Genomic DNA, 21,167 nt, shown 5'->3' on the forward strand with positions numbered 1-21,167 from the left:
GGGGTCGGCGGCCGGGCCGTTGCCGGGCCGCCGGGGTCAGGGAAGGTGCCGGCGGCTGTGCCACGCGGTGATCATCAGGCACAGTAGGCCGATGGCGGCCAGACCCGCCAGCAGGGCGGGGTAGGGGGCGGCTCCTGCGGTCACGGCGAGCAGCAGTGGTGTGAGAAATCCACTGTAGGTGACACCGTGGTACAGGGAGAGGGCGGAAGGACTGGCGCGCGCCCTGGTCAGCCGTTCGATCTCGCGCAGTCCGGAGGCGAGGGTGAGCCCGTACCCGGCGCCCAGCAGGACGGCGGCGAGCAGCACGAGGCCCATGGAGCCGCGCTGGACGGCGAGGGCGCTGAGCAGCAGGCCGCAGATGACCGTCGCCATGGCGGTGAGGGTGGCGCGGGCGCTGTGGGCGTGGTCGATGTGGTCGGCCAGCGGCTGTACGGCGAGCCCGGTGACCAGGGTCAGGGCGGTGACCAGTCCGCTGAACAGGGGCGCGTAGCCGGAGGTCCGTTCGGCCACCAGCGGGGGCAGCACGACGTAGGCGACGGTGGAGGCGGCGAAGACGGCGGGGCCGGCCGGGAGCACCACGCGGACGAAGCGGGGGTGGGTGACGGCGGGCGGCCAGGGCCCCTCGGGGTCGTCCCGTACGGGTGGCGGCGCGGTCTCCGGGGTGCGGCGCAGCGCGAGGAGGACGGTGAGGGCGAGCAGGCAGTGCAGGAGGCAGGGCAGCAGCAGGGGGTGCGGGAACCACTGGGCGAGCACGCCCGCGGTGAGGGCGCCGGCGGCGAAGCCGGCGCCGGTGGCCCGGGTGACCCGGCGGGCGGCGCGGGCGGGTCCGGCGCCGGCGGACAGTTCGCGCAGCCAGGCGCTGCCCACCGAGAGCAGCAGTCCGGCCGCGACGCCGGTGGCGAACCGGCTGGCGTAGACGGCGGGGCGGACGAATGCCGCGCAGGCGAGGAGCGCGCTGGCGGCGGCGGACAGCAGCAGCGCGGGGCGTACGACGCGGCGGCGCCCGACGCGGCCCGCGGCGAGGGCGCCGGTGAGCAGCGCGGGCAGGAAGCCGGCCAGGTAGGTCGTGAACATCAGGGCGACCTGGAGAGAGGGCCAGTGCTCGCGGGTGCGGTAGACCGAGGAGAGCGGGGTGAACTGGTTCGCGCCCCATCCTGCGGCGAACACCGCGCCGGCCGCCGGGAGCCAGCCGTGCGCGGTGCGGGAAGCGGGCATGCCGTGAAGTGCCTTTCTGTACGCGTGCGTTACGCGAGGGGGCAACGGGGTGGCGCGGGTGGCATCCACGGATGGCCCGGTCCCGCCGGGGAAGCGGGTACCGGGCCATCCGCGGTACACCTCCCCTCCCGGACCGTCGGGAGGGGAGTCGGGGGCCGGATCAGCCGGCGAGGCCGGGGGCCGGGATGCGGGACGGCTCCAGCCGGATCAGCACGCCCTTGGAGGTGGGGCAGTTGCTGATGTCGGCGACGCTGTCCAGCGGGACGAGCACGTTGGTCTCCGGGTAGTACGCGGCGGCGGAGCCGGGGCTCGTCGGGTAGGCGACGACCTTGAAGGACTCGGCGCGGCGCTCCTTGTCGGTCCACACGCTGACCAGGTCCACCATGTCGCCGTCGCGGAAGCCGAACTGCTCCAGGTCGGCCGGGTTGACCATGACGACACGGCGGGCGTTGTGGATGCCCCGGTAGCGGTCGTTGGGCGCGTACCAGATGGTGTTCCACTGGTCGTGCGAGCGCAGCGTCTGGAGCAGCAGGTGGCCGGCGGGCACGTGCGGCATCTCGAACTGGCTGGCCCAGAACTCGGCCTTGCCGCTCGGGGTCGGGAACGTGTCGCTGTTGACCGGGCTCGGCAGGTTGAAGCCTCCGGGCTGCCGGATGCGCTCGTTGAAGTTCTCGAAGCCGGGCACGACGCGGGAGATCCGGTCACGGATACGGTCGTTGTCGGCCTCGAAGCTCTTCCACGGGATGCCGTACTTGTCGCCGAGGGTGGCGATCGCCAGGCGGCTGATGATGGCGACCTCGCTGAGCAGGTGCTTGGAGGCCGGGGGCAGCTTGCCGTGCGAGCGGTGGACGTCGCTCATCGAGTCCTCGACGGTGATCCACTGCTCGACGCCGTTCTGCATGTCCCGGTCGCTGCGGCCCAGGGTGGGCAGGAGCAGCGCGGTGTCGCCGCAGACGGTGTGGGAGCGGTTGAGCTTGGTCGAGATGTGTGCGGTCAGCGAGCAGTTGCGCATGGCCTGCTCGGTGTACTCGCTGTCCGGAGTGGCGCGGACGAAGTTGCCGGCCACGCCGAGGAAGAACTTGGCGTTGCCCTCGTGCATCGCGCGGATGCCCTGCACGGCGTCGTAGCCGTGGTGGCGGGGCGGCTCGAAGCCGAACTCGCGGCCGAGCGCGTCCAGGAACGCGTCGGACATCTGCTCCCAGACGCCCATGGTGCGGTCGCCCTGCACGTTGGAGTGGCCGCGGACGGGGCAGACACCGGCGCCGGGCTTGCCGATGTTGCCGCGCAGCATCAGGAAGTTGACGATCTCGCGGATGGTGGCGACACCGTGCTTCTGCTGGGTCACACCCATCGCCCAGCAGACGATGGCGCTCTTGCTCTTCATGACCCGCTCGTGGACCTCCTTGATCTCGTCCAGGGTCATGCCCGTGGCGAGGAGGATGTCGTCCCAGGAGATCTTGCGGACGCTCTCGGCGAACTCCTCGAACCCGCGGGAGTTCTTCTTGATCCACGCGTGGTCGAGCACGGTGCCCGGCGCGGCGTCCTCGGCGTCCAGCAGCAGCTTGTTGAGGCCCTGGAAGAGGGCCATGTCGCCGCCGGCGCGGATGTGCACGAACTGGTCGGCGATCTGGGTGCCGTTGCCGATCACACCGCGCGCCTTCTGCGGGTGCTTGAACCGCATCAGGCCGGCCTCGGGGAGGGTGTTGACCGCGACGACCTCGCCGCCGTTGCGCTTGGTCTCCTCCAGCGCGGCGAGCATGCGCGGGTGGTTGGTGCCGGGGTTCTGGCCGACCAGGAAGATCAGGTCGGAGTGGTGGATGTCGTCCAGCGAGACGCTGCCCTTGCCGATGCCGAGCGCGGCGCCGAGACCCCAACCGGTCGATTCGTGGCACATGTTGGAGCAGTCCGGCAGGTTGTTGGTGCCGAACGCGCGGGAGAACAACTGGAGGAGGAAGGCGGCCTCGTTGTTCAGGCGGCCCGAGACGTAGAACATCGCCTCGTCGGGCGAGGTGAGCTGCTTCAGCTCCTTCGCCAGGACCTCGAACGCCTTCTCCCAGGTGATGGGCTCGTAGTGGGTGGCGCCGGGCCACTTCACCATGGGCTCGGTGAGCCGGCCCTGCTGGTTGAGCCAGTAGTCGGACTTCGAGTCCAGCTCGGCGATCGAGTACTGCTGGAAGAACTCCCGGGTGACGCGGCGCGAGGTGGCCTCGTCGTTGATGTGCTTGGCGCCGTTCTCGCAGTACTCGTTGAAGTGCCGCTTCTTGTCCTCGGGCCAGGCGCAGCCGGGGCAGTCGATGCCGTCGACCTGGTTGATGTTCAGCAGCGTGAGCATGGTGCGCCGCGGGGAGGTCTGGCTGAGCGAGTACTCCAGCGCGTGCGTCACGGCCGGGACACCGGTCGCCCACGTCTTGGGAGGCGTGACCGTCAGTTCGTCGATCGGGTCCTCGATGCTGCTGCTCATGGTGTGTCTGCCTCTTTCGTGAATACGAATCCCGCCGAACGGCATTTTCTTTGATTCCCGGAAGGAAAGTCAAAGAGGCCGTATCGATCACGCGATAGGTACCGCTTATCTTCCGGTTCCGCTCGCCTTCCGAAGCATCGCACATTTCCCAGCACGGCCGTGACCAGGCATAATGCTGGCGAGGCAGGCACCCCTCGGGGCGAGGATAACTACCGCCTATTACCCGATCGACCGCCCCTCTTTGACTCGGGCGACAAATTGCCCGACGCTGGCCGACGAACAGCAAGCAAGAATTCACATTCGGGAGAGACCTGCCGTGTATCTGGCATTGGCCCCGGACACCATCGCTCGATGGCAGTTCGGGATGACCACCGTCTACCACTACCTGTTCGTGCCCCTCACCATCAGCCTGGTGGCGATCACGGCGGGCCTGGAGACGGCGTACGTCCGCACGGGCAAGACGAAGTACTTCCACGCCACCAAGTTCTGGGGCAAGCTCTTCCTGATCAACATCGCCATGGGTGTCGTCACCGGGCTGGTGCAGGAGTTCCAGTTCGGTATGAACTGGTCCGCCTACTCCCGCTTCGTGGGCGACGTCTTCGGCGCACCGCTCGCCCTGGAGGCCCTGCTGGCCTTCTTCTTCGAGTCGACCTTCATCGGACTGTGGATCTTCGGCTGGGACAAGCTGCCCAAGAAGATCCACTGCGCGTGCATCTGGATGGTCTCGATCGGCACCATCCTGTCGACGTACTTCATCCTCGCCGCCAACTCCTTCATGCAGAACCCGGTCGGCTTCAGCCTGGACAAGGCGCACGGCAAGGCGCATCTGACCGACATCGGCGCGGTGCTCTTCCAGAAGCTCAACCTGGTGGTGGTCGCCCACACCCTGACGGCCGCGTTCCTGACCGGCGCCGCCTTCGTCATGGGCATCTCCGCCATCCACCTGTGGCGCGCGGCCCGGCTCCAGCGCCGGGGCCGGCCCACCGACCTCAAGCAGGTCGCGGCCATGCGGACCTCGCTGCGGCTCGGCCTCGTACTGGCCGTGGTCTTCGGTCTGGGCACCGCGATCAGCGGGGACAAGCTCGGCGAGGTGATGTTCGAGCAGCAGCCGATGAAGATGGCCGCCGCCGAGGCGCTGTGGGACAAGGAGGCCCCGGCCCCCTTCTCCGCCTTCTCCGTCCCGGACGTCGCCCACCAGCGCAACACCGTCGACGTACAGGTCCCCGGCCTGCTCTCCTTCCTGGCGCACAAGGACTTCCACTCGGCGGTCCCCGGCATCAACGACACGGCCAAGGCCGAGGCGGCCGCGTACGGCGGCTCTCCGGCCGAGTACATCCCGAACGTCCCCATGACGTACTGGGGTTTCCGGGCGATGATCCTGTTCGGCATGACCTCCTTCAGCCTCGGCGCGGCCGGACTCTGGCTGACGCGGCGGAAGTTCTGGGTCGCCCCCGAGCACCGCACCGGCTCCTTCGACGTGCCCCGGCTGATGCTCACCAAGAACCGCGAACTCGGCGCCATGGCGAGCGGGCTGGCCTGGCGGGCCGGCATCTTCACCCTGGCCTTCCCGGTGATCGCCAACTCCTTCGGCTGGATCTTCACCGCGATGGGCCGTCAGCCCTGGGCCGTCACCGGCCTGCTGCGCACCGTCGACGCGGTCTCCCCGAACGTCTCGCTCACCGAGCAGCTCATCACGCTCATCGGCTTCAGCCTGCTGTACATCGCGCTCGCCGTGGTCGAACTCAAGCTGCTGGTGAAGTACGCGGGCGGCGGACCGGTCACCTCCGAGCGGCCACCGCTGAGGGACATCAAGCTCGGCGGCGCCTCCACGCTCGAAGGCTCCCCGAGGGACGCCGACAAGCCGCTCGCCTTCGCCTACTGATCAGTTAGAGAGAGTCCGGAACCGTGCATCTCCATGACCTCTGGTTCTTCGTCATAGCCCTGCTGTGGGTCGGCTACTTCTTCCTGGAGGGCTTCGACTTCGGCGTGGGCATCCTGACCCGGGTGCTCGCCCGCGGGGAGACCGAGCGCCGCGTCCTGCTCAACACCATCGGCCCCGTCTGGGACGGCAACGAGGTCTGGCTGGTCACCGCGGCCGGCGCGACCTTCGCCGCCTTCCCCGACTGGTACGCCACCATGTTCAGCGGCTTCTACCTGCCGATGTTCGTCATCCTGCTCTGCCTGATCCTGCGCGGTGTGGCCTTCGAGTACCGGCACAAGCGCGACGGTGAGCGCTGGAAGCGCAACTGGGAGGCGATCGTCTTCGTCACCTCGCTGGTGCTGGCCTTCCTGTGGGGCGTGCTGTTCGCCGCCATGGTCCACGGCCTGCCGATCGGCGCCGACCACGAGTACCACGGCGGTCTGGCCGAACTGGTCCAGCCGTACGCGCTGCTGGGCGGCGTCACCACGACCGTGCTCTTCACCTTCCACGGCGCGGTGTTCGCCTCGCTGAAGACGGTGGGCAGCATCCGGCACCGGGCGCGGCATCTGGCCCAGACCGCCGGTGTGCTGACCGTCCTGCTCCTGCTGGCCTTCCTGACCTGGACCCAGGTCGACACCGGCAATGTGCGCAGCCTGGTCGCGGAGGCCGTCGCCGTGCTCGCGGTGCTGGTGTCGCTGGGCTTCAACTTCGGTGCCCGCGAGGGCCGGGCGTTCGTCGCCTCCGGGCTGAGCGTGGTGGCGTCCACCGCGATGCTCTTCCTCGCCCTGTTCCCGCAGGTGATGCCGTCCAGCCTGAACGCGGCCTGGAGCCTGACCGCGACCAACGCGGCCGCCGGGTCGTACACGCTGGGGATCATCACCTGGGTCGCCGGGTTCGCCACTCCGCTGGTGCTGCTCTACCAGGGCTGGACCTACTGGGTGTTCCGCAAGCGGATCGGCGTCCAGCACATCCCCGTCGCCGCCCACGCACCGGTCCACCGCGTAGCGCCGTGAACACCCGACGCGCCATGACGTGCCGCGCCCTGCGCCGTCTTTCCCGTGCCCGCGCCGAGCGCGCGGGCCGGGGGGCGGCGGCCGACGGCGTGGCGATGTCCCGGGGCCGGGCCGCCGACCGTGATGATCATCGGAGTGTGTCCCGGCCGCGCCGGCGTCGCGGACGCCTCACGCCCCGGCCCCGCCTGGTGGAGCCGGGCGGCGTCCCCGGCGCCGGGCGGCCGGTGCGCACCGCACGTCCGCCCGGAGCACGCCACCGCCGCCCGGTGCGGGCGGACCGCACACCGTACGACCGCCGACCGGCAGCACAGGAAGAAGGCAGGCCCGTGTCCCGACCGCTCACCGACCAGCACGGCGACACCGCCGCCCCGAAGCCGCTGGTGGACCGCTTCGGCCGCGTCCACAGCGACCTCCGGCTGTCCCTGACCGACCGCTGCAATCTGCGCTGCACCTACTGCATGCCCGCCGAGGGCCTGGCCTGGCTGCCCAAGGACGAGCTGCTGAGCGACGACGAGATCGTCCGCCTGGTCGGCATCGCCACGGGCCGGCTCGGCATCACCGAGGTCCGGCTGACCGGCGGTGAGCCCCTGGTGCGCCGGGGCCTGCCGGGTCTGGTCGCCCGGCTGTCCGCGCTGCCGAAGGCGCCCGAGCTGTCCATCACGACCAACGGCATCGGGCTCGCCCGTACCGCCGTCGCACTGCGCGAGGCCGGGCTCGGCCGGGTCAACGTCAGCCTGGACACCCTGCGCCCGGAGCGGTTCGCCGCCATCACCCGGCGCGACCGGCTGACCGACGTGCTTGAGGGGCTGCGGGCGGCCCGCGCCGCCGGTCTCGACCCGGTCAAGGTGAACGCGGTGCCGGTGCGCGGGGTGAACGACGACGAGATCGCGGACCTGACCGCGTTCGCCGTGGAGAACGGCTACCGGATGCGGTTCATCGAGTCGATGCCGCTGGACGCCCAGGGTGCCTGGGAGCGGGAGAAGATGGTCACCGCCGCCGAGATCCTGGACCGGATCGGCGAGCGCTTCACCCTCACCCCCGTACCGCGCGAGGACAACGCCCCGGCCGAGGAGTGGCGGATCGACGGCACGGACTCGTACGTGGGTGTCATCGCGAGCGTCACCCGGCCGTTCTGCGGCAACTGCGACCGGGTACGGCTCACCGCCGACGGGCAGTTGCGCAACTGCCTGTTCGCCACCAAGGAGTCCGACCTGCGCGCCCTGCTCCGCGCGGGCGCCGACGACGACGCGCTGGAGGCCGCCTGGCGCTCCTGCATCGCCGTCAAGGGCCCCGGCCACGCCATCAACAGCGAGGACTTCCGCCGTCCCGACCGGCCCATGTCGGCCATCGGCGGCTGAGAATCCGTACCGACACCCCGTACCGACACGACGAGTGAGGACCGACGAAGTGAACCGGATGCACGAATGGATCGCGGCGGCCAAGGCCGAGCTGGGCATCGACCTCGATGTCGACATCGCCGAGCTGCTGGACATGACCAAGGTGGTCGCGCACGAGGTGGCCCGCCCGGCCGCCCCGATCACCTCCTTCCTGGTCGGCTACGCGGCCGCGCTGCAGGCCGGCGGCGCCGGTGCGGTGTCGGAGGCGAACCGCAAGGTGACCGAGCTGGCCGAGCAGTGGGCCGCCGAGCGTGAGAACGGCGCGGCGGCGCTATGACCGGCCTCCCGGCGCACCACCCCTCCTGGCAGCGGGCCCGCTCCCTGGCGCGCGCCGCCGCCGGGCCCGCGCTGCCCGGTGTGCCGCGCACCCTGGAGGACGCGCTCGGCCATGCGTTGGCCGAGCCGCTGACGGCGCTGACCGACCTGCCGCCGTTCGCCACCTCCGCCATGGACGGCTGGGCCGTGTCCGGCCCCGGCCCCTGGCAGTTGGGGGAGCGGGGCGTGCTCGCCGGCGAGCAGCCGGAACCGCTCGCGGCCGGCACCGCGGTGCCGATCGCCACCGGCGCGCCGCTGCCGCCGGGGGCGAGCGCCGTACTGCGCCGCGAGCACGGCGAGGTGGAGCGGTCCACGAGCCTGCTCCACCTCGCCGCCCCCGGCCCCCTGCCCGAGGGCCACGACGTGCGCCCGCGCGGGCAGGAGTGCGCGAGCGGTGAGCCGCTGCTCCCGGCCGGGACCAGCGTCACCCCGTCCGTGCTGGGCCTGGCGGCGGCGAGCGGCTACGACCGGCTGGTGGTGCACCGGCGGCCCAGCGTGGAGCTGTTCGTCCTGGGCGACGAGCTGCTGGACGCCGGGGTGCCGCGCGGCGGCCGGGTCCGCGACGCGCTCGGCCCGCTGCTGCCGTCCTGGCTGCGGGGGCTCGGCGCCGAGGTGATCGGCCGGCACCGCGTGGCGGACCGGCTGGCGGAGCTGCGCGAGGCGGTGGCCCACTCCCCCGCCGACGTGGTGATCACCACCGGCAGCACGGCGGCCGGGCCGGTGGACTTCCTGCACGAGACGCTACGGCTGCTGGACGCCCCACTGATCGTCGACTCCGTCTCGGTACGGCCGGGCCACCCGATGCTGCTGGCCGAGCTGCCCGCCACGGCGGATGGCCGCACCCGCCACCTGGTCGGCCTGCCCGGCAACCCGCTGGCCGCCGTGGCCGGTACGGCCACCCTGGCCGCGCCCCTGCTGCGCGCGCTCGGCGGCCACGCCGACCCGGAGCCGCGCGGTGCCGTGACCGCCGAGGCGCTCCCCGGCCACCCAGGCGACACCCGGCTGCTGCCGGTGCGCACGGCGGGCACCGGTGTGGCGCCGCTGCCGTACGACGGCCCGGCGATGCTGCGCGGACTGGCGCTGGCCGACGCGCTGGCCGTCGTCCCGCCGGGCGGCGCGGCGGCCGGGGACGCGGTGGAGCTGCTGCCGCTGCCCACCGCCTGACCCACCCCGACCACCTCAGAGACGACCCACCCGAGAAGGCGAAGGACATGGAGACGAAGACGGCATCCACCGGCACCATCCGCTACTGGGCCGCGGCCAAGGGCGCGGCCGGCACGGCGGAGGAGTCCTACCGGGCGGGGACCCTCGCCCAGGCACTGGAACAGGCGCGGTCCCGCCACGCGGACGAGCCGCGTTTCGCGCAGGTGCTGGGGGTCTGCTCCTTCCTGGTGGACGGCGACCCGGTCGGCGTCCGCGACCACGCCTCGGTCACCCTGCGGGACGGCGCCACGGTCGAGGTGCTCCCGCCCTTCGCCGGCGGCTGAGCAGCCCCGCGTCCGCCCACCCCCTTCCCTCCCACCCGGAAACCGGATCACCTCATGTCGCTCCCCACCCTGCTCCCCTCCCCCATCCGTCTGCTCGGCCTGCGCGACACCCCGCTCTCCCTCGACGAGGTGTACGGCGCGGTCGGTGACGACGCGGTCGGCGGTACCGCCCTGTTCGTCGGCACGGTCCGCGACCACGACGGCGGCAAGTCCGTGTCGTCCCTGGAGTACAGCGCCCATCCCTCCGCCGAGGCGGAGCTGCGCCGGGTGGCCGAGGAGATCGCGGCCGAGTTCCCGGTGCGCGCGCTGGCCGCTGTGCACCGTACCGGCCTGCTGGCGATCGGGGACGTCGCGGTGATCACCGCGGTCTCCTGCCCGCACCGGGCGGAGGCGTTCGCCGCGTGCCGCAAGCTCATCGACACCCTCAAGCACGAGGTGCCGGTGTGGAAGCGGCAGATCTTCACGGACGGCGCCACGGAGTGGGTCGGCGCCTGCTGATCAGCCGGTGACGACGCCCGCGACCAGGTTGATGGTGGTGGCCAGCACGCTGATGCCGAACAGGTACGACAGCAGACAGTGCCGGAGCGCCACCGACCGGATCAGCGGGTGGGAGACGCTGGTGTCGGAGACCTGGTAGGTCATGCCGAGGTTGTAGCTGAAGTAGAAGAAGTCCGGATAGGCGGGCTTCAGCTCGGAGTTGAAGTCGATGCCGCCCTGGGCCGGGCCGTAGTACAGGTAGGCGTAGCGGGTCGTGTACATCAGGTGCAGCGCGGCCCAGGCCATGAGGACGCCGAGCAGCGCGATGGCCGCGGCGGCCCCGGTGTCGGCGCCGGAGCGGTTCGCGACCAGCATCAGCACGATGCCGCCGAGCCCGCACAGCGAGACGGCGACCACCACGAGTTCGTCCACGGCGGGCCGGAAGTCCTCACGGCGGGCGTCGGCGCGGGTGGTCTCGGCGTCCATCGGCCACAGCACGATCCAGCCGGTGACCACGAAGACGGTGCCGACGGCGGCGATGCCGGACAGGATGGCCAGCGGCGCCGGATTGCCGGTCAGGCCGACAGCAAGGCCGACGATCGCTCCGACGGCGAGGCAGCCGCCGAGCCTGGGAACCGCGGACAACGGCAGCCACATGCTCATACGGCCTCACCCTAGCCCCGCCCGCCGCTTCCGGCCCGGCAGATGACACCCCCGCACAGAGCCCGCACCCGTCGATCAGGACTGCGGCGGGGCCAGGTGGTATACACCGAACATGCCCCCTTCGCGCCGTTCCTCCCCCGCCGGCAGCGGCGGCGGGCGCCGGTGGGACACCTCCGGCGTCGGGCAGGTGCTGTTCCCGCGCGGGGTGCTGGCCCTCCAGCGGGTGGACGGCGCGCTGCTGTTCGCGGTGCGCGCGGCCCTGGCCATGGCGCTCGCCGGTCTGCCGGTGGTGCTGGCCGGCCGTCCCGACCTCGCGGTGTACGGAATGCTCGGGGCGTTCACCACGACGTTCGGCCGGAATCTGCCCTACCGCCGCCGGGCGTGGGTGCTGGCGTGGGTGGCGCTCGCCATGACGGCCTGTGTGGGCCTCGGTTCGGCGCTGGCGTCGGTGGCGCATCCCTGGTCCAGTGTCGCCGGAGCGGCGGTCGTGGTGGCGGCGACGGCGCTGGTGGCGGGCGTGGGCAAGTACGTGTGCGACGCGACCGGGCTCGGCGGGCTGGGCGCGATCCTGCTGCTGTTCTCCTTCGCGGTGGCCGCCAACGCCACGACCACGCCCGGCCAGGTGCTTCCCCGGACGGGCATGGCCGCGCTGGGCTCGCTGCTGGCGTGGGCGCTGGCGCTGCTGGGCCGCCTGGTCCATCCCGACCGGCCGCAGCGCCTCTCGGTCGCCGCCGCGCTGCGCCAGCTCGCCGAGCTGCTGGACTCGGCGCGGGGCGGGGTGGGCCGCTCCCGGCACCGGGCGACGGCGGCGGTGCTCCAGGCGTACGACTCGCTCGGACTGGCACCGCCGACCACCTCCAAGCGCGCCGGTGAGGACAACACCTGTGTCCGGCTGACCGACCTGTCCTGGTCGCTGCTGATCGACTCCACACGCGGCACGCCGGAGGACCCTCCGGAGCTGGCGCGGCTGCTGCGGACCCAGGCGGGCATGCTGGCCGACCGGCACCAGCGGTATCCGCAGGTGCTGGCCGACCTGGCCGCGTACTCCTCGCTGCCCCCGGAGCCGGGGCGCCGCTTCTCGCCGCGTGCGCCGGTGCCGGACGATCCGGGGGCGCGGCGGGCCTGGGTGCTGGTGCGGGGGCGGCCCGGCGGGCGCAAGCCGGTGTCGGTGCTGCTGGTGCCTGCGCTACGGATGGTGCTGGGCACGCTGGTGGCGGGGGGTGCCGCGCTGGCGCTCGGTCTGGGGCACGGCTACTGGGCGGCGATTTCGGCGGCGGCCGTACTGCACTCGGTCAACGTCCGCACCACGGTCCAGCGTGCGGTGCAGCGCACCCTGGGCACGGCGCTCGGGCTGATGATCGCCCTCGGGGTGCTGGCCGGGCATCCGGCGCCGGTACTGCTGGCGCTGGTGATCGTGGCGCTGGAGTTCCTGATGGAGTACATGGTCGTGCGCAACTACGGCCTGGGCGTGGTCTTCCTGACCCCGCTGGCGCTGCTGCTGAGCGATCTGGCCGACCCGGAGTCGCCGGAGGAGCTGATCGTGGACCGGGGGCTCGGGTCGCTGCTCGGCATCGTCATCGGGCTGGTGTGCGCGCTGCTGGTGGTGCACGACCGGGCGGCGGTACGGGTGGAGCGGGCGCTCGCGCAGTGCACCGAGGCGACCGAGCGGGCGGAGCGGGCGCTGACCTTCCGGTCCCGGCCGCCGCATCCGGTGATCCCGGTCCATCTCGCGGTCAGCGTGGTCGAGTTGCGCGAGGCCGACGACGCGGCGGCGGGCGAACTGCTGTCGGCGGGCATCGATCCGGCGGCCCTTGCGGCGGCCGAACAGCGCGCGTATCTGCTGCTGGCACGGCTACTCCACCATTGATTTTGGCGGCAGTTGGATGTGCGCTTGCCGACGACTTCCGCAACTCCTCTGTGATTAGGTGGGGTTCCCGCGAGGGAAGACAGAGGAGGCTGATGCGCATATGTCAGTGCCACCTATGGGTGCGTTCGGGTCCTTCGGATCGTCGGACCCGTTTTCCGACCTACTGAATCGTTTCTTCGGTATGTCCACGGCGTCCTCGCCACCGGCGGTGCAGCGCGTTCCGGTCGGCCGGCTGCTGACCGACTCCGCGCGTGAACTCATCGCGCGCGCCTCGCGGCGCGCCGCCGAGGACGGCAGCGAGGACCTCGACACCGAGCATCTGCTGTGGGCGGCCACCCAGGTCGAACCGTCCCGCACCCTGCTCGCCCGCTCCGGTACCGACCCGGACAACCTGGCCAAGGAGCTGGAGGCGGCCCTGCCCGCGGGCAGCGGCACCCCCTCGGCCGAGCCGGGTCTGACCCCGGCCGCCAAGCGCGTGCTGATCGGCGCGCACGCCCGCTCGCAGGCCACCGGTGCCTCGTACATCGGGCCGGAGCACATCCTCCAGGCGCTGCTCGACCCGGGCAACGACCAGGCCGCTTCGGTGGCCCGCAATCTGGGCGTGGACACCGACAAGGTCGCCCGCGACGCCGGTTCCACCGCGAAGGCCGAGGCCCGGCAGGAGCCGAGCAGCACGCCGACGCTGGACGAGTACGGGCGCGATCTGACCGCCGACGCCCGCGCCGGGAAGCTCGATCCGGTGGTGGGGCGCGGCGAGGAGATCGAGCAGACCATCGAGATCCTCTCCCGCCGGTCCAAGAACAACCCGGTGCTGATAGGTGAGCCCGGCGTCGGCAAGACGGCCATCGTGGAGGGTCTCGCCCAGCGGGTCGTCTCCGGGGATGTGCCGCGCACGCTGGAGGGCCGCCGGGTCGTCGAGCTGGACCTGGCCGGCCTGGTGGCGGGGGCGAAGTACCGGGGCGAGTTCGAGGAGCGGCTGAAGAAGGTCATCGACGAGGTGACGTCCGCCTCCCAGGACGTGATCCTCTTCATCGACGAGCTGCACACGGTCGTCGGCGCCGGTTCCGGCGGCGAGGGCTCGATGGACGCCGGGAACATCCTCAAGCCCGCCCTCGCCCGCGGCGAGCTGCATGTCGTCGGCGCGACCACGCTGGACGAGTACCGCAAGTATGTGGAGAAGGACTCCGCGCTGGAGCGCCGGTTCCAGCCGGTGAAGGTGCCCGAGCCGACCGTCGAGGAGACCGTCCAGATCCTGGAGGGGCTGCGCGACGCCTACGAGGCGCACCACCAGGTCCGGTTCAGCGACGCGGCGCTGGTCGCGGCGGCCGAGCTGTCCGACCGGTACATCGCGGACCGGTTCCTGCCCGACAAGGCGATCGACCTGCTGGACCAGGCCGGCGCGCGGGTGCGGCTGCGCTCGCGGGGCAAGTCCAAGGAGGTGCAGGACCGCGAGGACGCCCTCGCCCGGCTGAACCGGGAGAAGGACGAGGCGGTCGCCACCGAGGAGTTCGACCGCGCCAAGGAACTCAAGCACCACATCGCCGAGATCGAGACCGAACTCGCGCAGATCGAGGAGCGCCGCGAGGGCGTGGTCGCGGTCACCGAGAACGACATCGCGGAGATCGTGTCCCGCCGCACGGGCATCCCGGTGGCGCAGTTGACCGAGAGCGAGAAGGAGCGCCTGCTCAAGCTGGAGGACGCGCTGCACGACCGCGTGGTCGGCCAGGACGAGGCGGTCCTCGCCATCGCGCAGGCGGTGCGCCGCAACCGGGCGGGCATGGGCGACCCGGACCGTCCGGTGGGTTCGTTCCTGTTCCTCGGCCCGACCGGTGTCGGCAAGACGGAGCTGGCGAAGGCGCTCGCGGAGCTGCTCTTCGGTGACGAGGACCGGCTGATCCGGTTCGACATGAGCGAGTTCCAGGAGAAGCACACGGTGTCCCGTCTGGTCGGCTCCCCGCCCGGCTACGTCGGGTACGACGAGGCCGGCCAGCTCACCGAGAAGGTGCGCCGCCAGCCGTACAGCGTGGTGCTGTTCGACGAGGTGGAGAAGGCGCACCCGGATGTCTTCCACACGCTGCTCCAGGTGCTGGACGACGGCCGGCTGACCGACTCGCAGGGCCGCACCGTGGACTTCCGCAACACGGTGGTCATCCTGACCAGCAACATCGGCTCGCAGTTGATCCTCGCCCACCGGGGCAAGGTGGACGAGATCCGCGGCGAGCTGGAGTCGGTGCTCCAGGGCCACTTCCCGCCGGAGTTCCTCAACCGGATCGACGAGACGATCGTCTTCCACGCGCTCAGCGAGCAGAACCTCGGCCACATCATCGACCTGCTGCTGGCGCGCAGCGCCAAGCGGGTGCGGGCGCAGGGCATCGGGCTTGAGGTCACCGAGGCGGCGAAGAAGCTGCTGGTGGCGCACGGCTACAAGCCGGAGTTCGGCGCGCGTCCGCTGCGCCGCACGATCCAGACCGAGCTGGACAACCGCATCGCGGAACTGGTGCTGTCCGGCGGCGTCGAGAAGGGCGACACGATCGTCGCCGACGTCCGGGACGACTCGCTGCACCTGAGCGTCCGTCACCCGGAGCCGGACGGGGCCGCGTCCACCGAGTGACACCGCACGGCTGACGGGGCGGTACGGAGATCTCTCCGTACCGCCCCTGTCGTGCGTGCGGGCGTTAGCGTGGACGGATGGGTGAGTACGAGGTGACCGGGGCGGACACGGCGGTGGCGCTGGGCAGCGGGGACGTGCCGGTGCTGGGGACGCCGCGGCTGATCGCGTGGCTGGAGGCGGCGACCGTGCGGGCGGCTGAGCCGTTCACCGGGCCGGGCCGGACCACGGTGGGCACGGCCGTGCGGGTACGGCATCTGCGGGCGACGCCGGTGGGCGGGCGCGTGACGGTGTCCGCCGAACCGGCGCCGGGCACGTCGGGCGGGCGGCTCACCTTCCTGGTGCGGGCCGTCGACGGCACGGGCTCGGTGGTCGCGGAGGGCGAGATCGACCGCGCGGTGGTGGACCGGGAGAGGTTCCTCGCCGGCTGATCAGACCGGGCTGTGGCCCTGGAGGTAATGGCGCACGGCCGGTGGCAGCGCGTCCCGCTCGGCCTCCTCGAAGGCGACCCAGCGGATCTGCTCCTCCGGCAGCGAGGCCCCGCCGGAGGGCGAGTCGGTGAGCAACTGGCAGACCACCGCCGGGACGGCGTCCGGGGACTCGCCGTCGGCCGGGCCGAGCGGTTCGGTGCCGTCGACGAGGTAGCCGGTGAGTTCGTAGACGACCCGCTCGGCCGTCGCGCCCGGTGTCTCGGCCGGTTCGGCGGTGCCGGAGGGCAGCGTCCAGGGTCCGCCGTCCCCCTGGGTGACCAGCAGCAGCCGTCCGTCGTACACCGCGACCGCCAGCACCCGGCCGCCGGCCTCCCGCTCCGAAGTCATCGCCCCGTCCCCTCCCCCGCGCGCCCGTCTTGACGCGCGTCGACCGCCCGGCCCGGTGGCCGGACGGTCGTTCCCTACCCAGTGGCGCGGGCGCGCACCCGGCGGGGTCAGGACGTCTTGATCGCGGCGAGGAACTTCTGCGGGTCGGTGTCCACTTCGCCCTCGACCGTGGTGACCGGGATGTTCTCCTGGTCGTACCAGACGGCCGGGGTGCCGGGCAGGCCGAAGGTCTCGAAGGTGGAGATGGACTCCCCGGCCCAGGTCAGATAGGTGTCGTCGGAGACCTTGCGGTCGAAGTCGGCCGAGCGCAGGCCGTCCACGTCACCGGCGACCGACAGCAGCACCGCCCCTTGCGAGAACTTGTCCTCGGCGGGCGGGAAGGGCTGGTTGTCGAAGAGGGCGCCGAGGTATTCGATGAACTGCTGCTGCCCCTCGTCGCTCGCGGCGGCCAGCGCGCCGAGCGCCTTCTGGTCGCCGTTGCCGCCCACGGTGTCGTCCATCGTCCCGGCGAAGTGGAACTTCACCGCGTACTTTCCGTCGTCGGCGCCCTTGCGGATGGTGTCCAGGAGCGTCTTGGCCATACGGGCGGAGGCACGGTCGCGCATCTCCAGGAAGACCTGGAGCACGTGCGGCGCGGACAGGTCGCCGTAGTACAGCGTGGTGCCTTCGTTGCCGGTCGTGTTCGCGGGAGTCATGTGTCGAGCTTGGCACAGATGGGCGTAGGGCACGAACGGTGCGAACAGGGTCCGGTCGGGACGACACGACGTGGCTCGCGGCGCAGTCTGGAGGGGTGGACTCATCGCACGACAGGGCTCCGGATCGCGGCCGTGACCTGGACAGGGCCGTGCTCGACGCGCTGTTCGCCGAATCGCCGCACCCGCTGTACGTGCTCGACGGCTCGCTGCGGCTGGTGGGGTTCAACGACGCGGCCGGGGACTTCGACGTGCTGCCGCTGGGCGGCGCGCTGGGGCAGCCGCTGCGGCACTGGGCGGCCGGTCTGCACCAGGAGCCGGTGGAGGCGATGCTGCGCGAGGTGCTGGCCACCGGGGAGCCCCGGCGGGACGTGGAGGTGGCGGGCGGGGCCACGCCGGACGCGCCGGACCGGGTGCTGGCGCTGTCCGCGTTCCGGCTGCGGGACGCGGACGGCGGGCTGCCCGGGGTGGCGCTCAGCGTGGTGGACGCCACCGAGCGGCACCGGGCACAGGTCCGGCTGAGCGTGCTGCGGGAGGCGAACGCCCGGATCGGCACCAGCCTGGACACGGTGCGCACCGCGCAGGAACTGGCCGACATCGGCGTGCCGGACCTGGCCGACACCATCGTGGTGGACGTGCTGGACGCGGTGCTGCGGGGCGATGTGCCGTCCCTGGAGTCCCTGGGCCGCGATCTGTTGTTGCGCTGTGCCGGGTACCGGTCGGTGCGGGCGGCGAACGGGCACCGGGCGGTGGAGGTCGGCTGTGTGATGGAACCGGGGCTCACCTCGCGGTACAAGGAGGTGCTGACCGAGGGGCGCCCGGTGCTGATCACCGAGCACGACACGGTGCCGGCCGGGAACAGCGGGCGCGAGGTCGCGCAGGCGAACGGCGCGCACTCCAGGATGGCGGTGCCGCTGGCCGCGCGGGGCGGGGTGCTGGGCCTGGCGCGGTTCTACCGGGGCCGGGGCACCGCGCCGTTCACCGAGGACGACCTTCGCCTCGCCACCGAGCTGACCCGGCACACCGCGCTGTGCCTGGACAATGCCCGGCTGTACACGCGGGAGCGGTCGGTGGCCCGTATCCTCCAGCTCAGTCTGCGGCCGGCGCACGTGCCGGGGCACAGCGCGGTGGTCACCGCCCACAGCTATCGGCCGAGCAGCACCAGTGGCGACTGGTTCGACATCATCCCGCTGTCCGGGGCGAGGGTGGGGCTGGTCATCGGAGAACCGCCCACGCGAGGCATCCGGGCGGCCGTCACCATGGGTGGTCTGCGGGCCGCGATCGGCGCGCTGGCCTCGCTCGACCTGCCGCCCGAGGAACTGCTGGAGCGGCTGCACGACCTGGTGAGCCGGCTGGACGCGGAGGAGTCGCGGCATCCGGACGAGTCCCTGGACAGCCTGCGCGCCGGGACCTCGTGCCTGTACGCGGTCTACGACCCGGTGGCGCGCCGGTGCACGGTGGCCAGCGCGGGCCATCCGCCGCCCGCCGTGGCCCGGCCCGACGAGCCGGTGATGTTCGCGCAGGTGCCGGTCGGCCCGGCGCTGGGCCGGGGCGCGCCCCGCTACCGCGCCGGGCACTTCGACGTGCCGGAAGGCACGCTGATGGTGCTGTGCAACCCGGTGCTGCTGCGGGACGCGAACCCCGATTCCGGCGACCAACTCACCAGGCTCAACAGGGCGTTGCAGCCACGGGACCGCCCCCTGCCGGACATCTGCGACGCCCTGCTGCACGATCTGGCGCCGCACCGTCCGGCCGACGACGGGGTACTGCTGGTCGCCCGTACCCTCGCCCTGGGCGCCGACAAGGTGGCCTCCTGGTCGTTGCCGAACGAGCCGCAGGCGGTCTCGCTGGCCCGCGAGCGCACCGAGGAACGGCTGCGGCACTGGGGTCTGGCGGACCTCGCGTTCGCCGCGACCCTGGTGGTCAGCGAGCTGGTGACCAACGCGGTCCGCTACTCCGAGGGGCCGATCCGGCTCCGGCTGGTCCGCGACCAGGCCCTGATCATCGAGGTCACCGACGACAGCAGCACCGCCCCGCAGTTGCGGCAGGCCGAGGACGACGACGAGCACGGGCGCGGGCTGACCATCACCTCCCAGCTCACCGAGCGCTGGGGCACCCGGCGGGAACACCGGGGAAAGACCATCTGGGCCGAACTGCCCATCCCTGAATGAGAGTTGGGGTGTGAACGGGTGTGACGGGATCGGCTGCCGGGCGCCTTCCGTGACGGGTGCGGTGTGGTGGACACTGCGCTCCACGCATTCCCGCGCTCCCACCCCCCATCACAGCCGAGGGCCGCCTCCATGCCGACCGCTCCCCGTTCCCTGCGCCTGGCCGCCACCGCCGCCGGGCTGCTGCTCGCCTCCAGCATGACCATCACGGCACACGCCGCACCGGTACCGACACCGGCCCCGGTCGCGCCCGCCGCGACCCGGGCGGCCGCCGACTGGTCGGCCCCGCTGTCGACGCAGGGCCGGTACATCGTGGACAGCCGGGGCAACCGGTTCCGGCTGAAGGCCGCCAACTGGGACGGCGCACAGGGTTCGTACAACGGCAGCGGCAGCGTGGACGACCCGGCCAACCATCACGCGGGCCAGAACGCGCACGACATCCCGCTCGGCCTCGACCGGGTTCCGATCGCCCGACTGCTCTCCGACTTCCGGGAGTTGGGCGTCAACACCATCCGGCTGCCCTTCTCCAACGAGCTGGTCCACCGCACGACCCCCGTACCGGACGCGGCGGTCACCGCCAACCCGCAGTTGCGCGGCAAGACCCCGCTCCAGGTGTACGACGCGGTGGTGGACGCGCTCAGCCAGGCCGGGTTCGCCGTCATCCTGAACAACCACACCAACACCTCCCGCTGGTGCTGCGGCATCGACGGCAACGAACGCTGGAACAGCAGCCAGTCCACTCAGGCGTGGGCGGACGACTGGGTGTTCATGGCCCGCCGCTACGCGAATGTGCCCGGTGTGGTCGGCGCCGACCTCTACAACGAGGTCCGCCGGGACATCCTGGACGACCCCAACTGGGGCCTGGGCGACGCCCACGACTGGTACGCGGCGGCCCAGACGGCAGGCGACCGCATCCTCACCGAGGCCAACCCCAAGCTGCTCATCGTGATCGAGGGCATCAACTGGACCGGCCTCCCGGTCGACGGACTCCCGCACGGCCGCCCCCAGTTGACCCCCGCCCGCACCCTCTCGCACACCCTGGTCGACTCCCACAAGCTGGTCTACTCGGCCCACTTCTACGGCTACACCGGCCCCCGGCACAGCGGCGCCACCGGCATCGGCGAGACGCACGACGCCCGCTACCAGGACCTGTCCCGCGACGAGTTGAACGCGGCGCTCACCGACGAGGCGTTCTTCGTGGAGGAGTCCGGGCGCCACTACACCGCGCCGGTGTGGATCAGCGAGTTCGGCGCCGGGGCCGGGGAGACCAACCCGGCGACCCGCGCCTGGTTCGGCAACATCACCGACTACTTCACCGACCACGACGCCGACTTCGCGTACTGGCCCCTGGTCGGCTTCGACGGGCACGACGACTGGGCGCTGCTCCGCTACGACGAGGGCGGCCGCCGCTCCGGGCTCCTCGACTCCGGCGACTGGCGGGCCCCGGCCTGGCGGCACCTGATGGACACACCGGGGAAGACCGGGCCCGTGCCGACGGCCGCCGTGTGGAAGATGCTGAACACCGACCACGGGGACGCGGTGGAATCGCTCCGGGTGCGGAACACCGGTGACTGGGACTCGGGCGCGTACAAGGCGGCCTGCCCTGACGGGCTGCGGCTGGCCGGGCTGAGCCACACGGGCGGGCGCGGGCTGTGCACGGACGCGGGGGCGGCCGGTCTCCGCGCGGCGGACGGCGCGCAGAGCGTCGTCAAGGACGAGCGGTTCGTCTCCGGCGGCGACTGGGCGTCCGGGTACACCAAGCTGCAGTGCCCGTCCGGCGCGTTCCTGATCGGCTACGGCCTGCGCGGCGAGCGGGTGTCGTCGGCGCTGTGCGCACCGGGCCGCTCCGCGCTGGCGGGCAGCGGGCGGACCGTGTGGTTCGACCGCTCGGACAACCGCCCCCCGGACGGCGCGGGCGGCGCGGACGGCGCGGGCGGCGAGTTCGCCGAGGGCGCGTACAAAGGCCAGTGCGCGGTGAACGAGTACGCGGCCGGGATCGCCTTCACCACCCGCCTCGGCGCCCGGCAGGGCCCGGCGGCACTGCTGTGCCGGACCCTGCCGTAGC

The 21,167-nt window shown here is 72.1% G+C and carries 17 protein-coding genes; 12 read left to right on the forward strand and 5 right to left on the reverse strand.

The genetic code is table 11. The features are described 5' to 3' along the window. Positions 1-36: 36 nt before the first annotated feature. Positions 37-1,215 carry an MFS transporter gene (locus E5083_RS06025; protein ID WP_244317397.1) on the reverse strand — a complete coding sequence of 393 codons (1,179 nt, stop codon included), beginning with the start codon at positions 1,213-1,215 and terminating at the stop codon, positions 37-39. Positions 1,216-1,375: 160 nt separating this feature from the next. Further along, positions 1,376-3,676 carry an FdhF/YdeP family oxidoreductase gene (locus E5083_RS06030; protein ID WP_135784553.1) on the reverse strand — a complete coding sequence of 767 codons (2,301 nt, stop codon included), beginning with the start codon at positions 3,674-3,676 and terminating at the stop codon, positions 1,376-1,378. A gap of 316 nt (positions 3,677-3,992) precedes the next feature. Between E5083_RS06030 and E5083_RS06035 the strand changes: the two genes are divergently transcribed. From E5083_RS06035 to E5083_RS06065, 7 genes are all read left to right on the forward strand, one after another. Next, positions 3,993-5,558: a cytochrome ubiquinol oxidase subunit I gene (locus E5083_RS06035; protein WP_135784554.1), complete on the forward strand. Its 1,566-nt coding sequence runs from the start codon at positions 3,993-3,995 to the stop codon at positions 5,556-5,558. 23 nt (positions 5,559-5,581) lie between these two features. Further along, the gene (gene cydB, locus E5083_RS06040; protein WP_135784555.1) at positions 5,582-6,610 is read left to right on the forward strand and encodes a cytochrome d ubiquinol oxidase subunit II; all 1,029 of its coding nucleotides are present in this window, start codon (positions 5,582-5,584) and stop codon (positions 6,608-6,610) included. A gap of 326 nt (positions 6,611-6,936) precedes the next feature. Next, positions 6,937-7,968, forward strand: a complete 1,032-nt coding sequence (gene moaA, locus E5083_RS06045) for a GTP 3',8-cyclase MoaA (RefSeq protein ID WP_135784556.1) — start codon at positions 6,937-6,939, stop codon at positions 7,966-7,968. A 34-nt stretch (positions 7,969-8,002) separates the two neighbouring features. Then, positions 8,003-8,284 carry a DUF6457 domain-containing protein gene (locus tag E5083_RS06050; protein WP_341869862.1) on the forward strand — a complete coding sequence of 94 codons (282 nt, stop codon included), beginning with the start codon at positions 8,003-8,005 and terminating at the stop codon, positions 8,282-8,284. After that, complete coding sequence (locus E5083_RS06055; protein ID WP_135784557.1) at positions 8,281-9,486, forward strand: molybdopterin molybdotransferase MoeA; 1,206 nt, start codon at positions 8,281-8,283, stop codon at positions 9,484-9,486. The genes E5083_RS06050 and E5083_RS06055 overlap by 4 nt, the downstream gene beginning before the upstream one ends. A gap of 47 nt (positions 9,487-9,533) precedes the next feature. Continuing rightward, entirely contained in the window at positions 9,534-9,809 is a 276-nt protein-coding gene (locus E5083_RS06060) for a MoaD/ThiS family protein (protein WP_135784558.1), read from the forward strand. A gap of 54 nt (positions 9,810-9,863) precedes the next feature. Then, entirely contained in the window at positions 9,864-10,307 is a 444-nt protein-coding gene (locus tag E5083_RS06065) for a molybdenum cofactor biosynthesis protein MoaE (RefSeq protein WP_135784559.1), read from the forward strand. On the opposite strand, the gene E5083_RS06070 is transcribed toward E5083_RS06065, so the two are convergent. After that, positions 10,308-10,949 carry a DUF1345 domain-containing protein gene (locus E5083_RS06070; protein WP_135784560.1) on the reverse strand — a complete coding sequence of 214 codons (642 nt, stop codon included), beginning with the start codon at positions 10,947-10,949 and terminating at the stop codon, positions 10,308-10,310. It lies immediately after the preceding gene. 112 nt (positions 10,950-11,061) lie between these two features. Between E5083_RS06070 and E5083_RS06075 the strand changes: the two genes are divergently transcribed. The 3 genes from E5083_RS06075 (at position 11,062) to E5083_RS06085 (ending at position 15,855) form a co-directional block, all read left to right on the forward strand. Next, entirely contained in the window at positions 11,062-12,816 is a 1,755-nt protein-coding gene (locus E5083_RS06075; RefSeq protein ID WP_135784561.1) for an FUSC family protein, read from the forward strand. Between the two features lie 100 nt (positions 12,817-12,916). Further along, positions 12,917-15,427, forward strand: a complete 2,511-nt coding sequence (locus tag E5083_RS06080) for an ATP-dependent Clp protease ATP-binding subunit (RefSeq protein WP_135784562.1) — start codon at positions 12,917-12,919, stop codon at positions 15,425-15,427. Positions 15,428-15,504: 77 nt separating this feature from the next. Beyond that, positions 15,505-15,855 (forward strand): thioesterase family protein, encoded by a 351-nt coding sequence (locus tag E5083_RS06085; RefSeq protein ID WP_135784563.1) that lies wholly within the window; start codon positions 15,505-15,507, stop codon positions 15,853-15,855. On the opposite strand, the gene E5083_RS06090 is transcribed toward E5083_RS06085, so the two are convergent. Both E5083_RS06090 and E5083_RS06095 read right to left on the reverse strand, forming a co-directional pair. Continuing rightward, entirely contained in the window at positions 15,856-16,242 is a 387-nt protein-coding gene (locus E5083_RS06090) for an NUDIX hydrolase (RefSeq protein ID WP_135784564.1), read from the reverse strand. Between the two features lie 107 nt (positions 16,243-16,349). Then, a complete protein-coding gene (locus E5083_RS06095) occupies positions 16,350-16,937 on the reverse strand; it encodes a DsbA family protein (protein ID WP_167513474.1) in 588 nt (195 codons plus the stop codon). A gap of 95 nt (positions 16,938-17,032) precedes the next feature. On the opposite strand from E5083_RS06095, the gene E5083_RS06100 reads away from it, so the two are divergent. Together E5083_RS06100 and E5083_RS06105 are read left to right on the forward strand one after the other, a co-directional pair. Further along, complete coding sequence (locus E5083_RS06100; protein WP_167513475.1) at positions 17,033-19,105, forward strand: SpoIIE family protein phosphatase; 2,073 nt, start codon at positions 17,033-17,035, stop codon at positions 19,103-19,105. A 129-nt stretch (positions 19,106-19,234) separates the two neighbouring features. Then, entirely contained in the window at positions 19,235-21,166 is a 1,932-nt protein-coding gene (locus E5083_RS06105) for a glycoside hydrolase family 5 protein (RefSeq protein ID WP_135784567.1), read from the forward strand. Position 21,167 lies beyond the last annotated feature (1 nt).

Source organism: Streptomyces bauhiniae (genome assembly GCF_004784475.1).
Classification (GTDB): domain Bacteria; phylum Actinomycetota; class Actinomycetes; order Streptomycetales; family Streptomycetaceae; genus Streptomyces; species Streptomyces seoulensis.

Coding starts and splice junctions, on each gene's coding strand:
- E5083_RS06025 (WP_244317397.1), bottom strand. CDS start 1,215: ATGCCCGCTTCCCGCACCGCGCACGGCTGGCTCCCGGCGGCCGGCGCG.
- E5083_RS06030 (WP_135784553.1), bottom strand. CDS start 3,676: ATGAGCAGCAGCATCGAGGACCCGATCGACGAACTGACGGTCACGCCT.
- E5083_RS06055 (WP_135784557.1), top strand. CDS start 8,281: ATGACCGGCCTCCCGGCGCACCACCCCTCCTGGCAGCGGGCCCGCTCC.
- E5083_RS06060 (WP_135784558.1), top strand. CDS start 9,534: ATGGAGACGAAGACGGCATCCACCGGCACCATCCGCTACTGGGCCGCG.
- E5083_RS06065 (WP_135784559.1), top strand. CDS start 9,864: ATGTCGCTCCCCACCCTGCTCCCCTCCCCCATCCGTCTGCTCGGCCTG.
- E5083_RS06070 (WP_135784560.1), bottom strand. CDS start 10,949: ATGAGCATGTGGCTGCCGTTGTCCGCGGTTCCCAGGCTCGGCGGCTGC.
- E5083_RS06075 (WP_135784561.1), top strand. CDS start 11,062: ATGCCCCCTTCGCGCCGTTCCTCCCCCGCCGGCAGCGGCGGCGGGCGC.
- E5083_RS06080 (WP_135784562.1), top strand. CDS start 12,917: ATGTCAGTGCCACCTATGGGTGCGTTCGGGTCCTTCGGATCGTCGGAC.
- E5083_RS06085 (WP_135784563.1), top strand. CDS start 15,505: ATGGGTGAGTACGAGGTGACCGGGGCGGACACGGCGGTGGCGCTGGGC.
- E5083_RS06090 (WP_135784564.1), bottom strand. CDS start 16,242: ATGACTTCGGAGCGGGAGGCCGGCGGCCGGGTGCTGGCGGTCGCGGTG.
- E5083_RS06095 (WP_167513474.1), bottom strand. CDS start 16,937: ATGACTCCCGCGAACACGACCGGCAACGAAGGCACCACGCTGTACTAC.
- E5083_RS06105 (WP_135784567.1), top strand. CDS start 19,235: ATGCCGACCGCTCCCCGTTCCCTGCGCCTGGCCGCCACCGCCGCCGGG.